The following is a 1,855-nucleotide window of genomic DNA, read 5'->3' as shown; positions in this document are numbered from 1 at the left end:
TAAAAAACCCCGCAATAAATTTAACTCTTTTTTCAAAGTACAAGCCAAAGCCTTATCAGATGTAAATTCCAAAACAGACTCAATTCGAGAAATAGCAGCAACAAAAGAATCAGTATCAATATCAGGCTTCAATAAAGACTGCATAACATGCTTATTTAACTTTTTCTTAGCCTTTAATAGCCTAAGTTTTTCAGCCATATCAGGATGTGCAAAATTATCGACATACAAATGAACATGAAATTGCGTATAGCGCATTTTTTGCAAGTCGACTTTACAGTTAGGACAAAGGCAAGATAAATCAGTCATAAGACACTCCAATAATAGAAGCCATAGCTTCATCAATAGCAGAGTAATAACCGTAATTTATTGACTCTAAACTCTCATTAAAACGAACAACACCCCAATCAGGATCAGGAGGGGAATTATTAAAAATCTCACTTTCATGGATAGGATCGGAAAAACCCTTAAACCTCAAAATACGATTTACATGGTCAAAAGCGAAAGGGGAACGAATACCCATACCAGAAACACGATTAACCCAATAAGCACCAACCTTTTTCACACCGTCAATTTCGTCTATTAATTCACGAACCCAAGCAGGAGCAACACGCCACGCACGAGTAATACGCATTTTAGGCGTATAACCGCCATGACCATATAAACGACCACCACGGGGCAATTTACCCCATGAATCAAAATCAATACCTTTTGAAGTGTATTTGCAGAGATAACCAACAGGAGAATAAGCCCATTCAGAACGAGTCATGCCATGTTTCCACCAGCCTTGTTTATCAGCTTTAGGCATAGAAACACCTTTAGGCAACCAAAAAAGAACATGGTAATGAGGGCGACCACGTTTAGTTAATTCAAGAACCCAAACATAGTGAATAAAAATACCCTTGCGACGCGCCCATTCACGAACACATTTAAGATAATTAGACACCTGGCGAGGAGACCAATCGACATCATCACGATAAGTTAAAGTAACCATTGCAGCTTTATAACGGACATGATTTTTTTGAAGCGATTCTTGAATAACTTCAGCAGATATACGGACAGATTTTTGAAGGCGTTTAAGCCTTAAATATTCAGGACAAGGAAGGGCAATAGAATAGTTCGTGTCACTTGTTAAGATAGAGACAAGCCCAGTCGCTTCGCTCCCACGTGACTCAGATGTTTTTTGCGTAGCAACAGTTGCTACAAAGGGTTTTTCCCCATAAAATATAGTCATCGACATTCCAATTCAATGTTGATCAAGGGCTAAAGTATTTCCAGTACTGTTAGCCCATTTTTTTGTCACCTTGCAGGGATTAACCAAAACCCTTATTTATTCACTACACATGGTTTTTCGCTTTAGCGGATTTTCACTATCACATATCTATAAAAAAACAAAAGATACATGAACAAACAGTCCAAAGAATATACATGTTTCAATCGGTTATTGTCAAAAGGGATTTACACGCTAGCTCCTTGACGCATCGCACCCGCGCGAGCCGTCGGGATGTCGATTGCGTTTACGTCGCTTCGCTAATTTTTCCCGAAAATAGGAAAGATGGGAGCTGTAATCAGGGAAAGGAAGTTTTGTAATTCTAATTATGTCAGTTCGCTCGTAGACACTCGCTCTGATCGGCATGCACGTTCACGGAACGTCAGCCGACATAGCTCGTTTTTATTAAGCAAGGATACACAAAGGGGACTTTATGCCTTGTTAGGGAAACCCTAAGACCCTAAAAAACCCCGCAATAAATTTAACTCTTTTTTCAAAGTACAAGCCAAAGCCTTATCAGATGTAAATTCCAAAACAGACTCAATTCGAGAAATAGCAGCAACAAAAGAATCAGTATCAATATCAGGC

General features: G+C 39.0%; 2 protein-coding genes. Both read right to left on the bottom strand.

The features are described from left to right. A partial coding sequence (locus FTT72_RS16075; protein WP_180178692.1) for a hypothetical protein occupies nucleotides 1-306 on the bottom strand: 306 nt, incomplete at its 3' end. Next, complete coding sequence (locus FTT72_RS16070) at nucleotides 299-1,231, bottom strand: hypothetical protein (protein WP_180178691.1); 933 nt, start codon at nucleotides 1,229-1,231, stop codon at nucleotides 299-301. The genes FTT72_RS16070 and FTT72_RS16075, both read right to left, overlap by 8 nt. Nucleotides 1,232-1,855: the final 624 nt, after the last annotated feature.

Origin of the sequence: Acinetobacter sp. YH01005 (genome assembly GCF_013420465.1) — a bacterium.
GTDB lineage: Bacteria > Pseudomonadota > Gammaproteobacteria > Pseudomonadales > Moraxellaceae > Acinetobacter > Acinetobacter amyesii.
The sequence above is the reverse complement of the archived record's forward strand: the minus strand, read 5'-3'. Positions and strand labels throughout refer to the sequence as shown.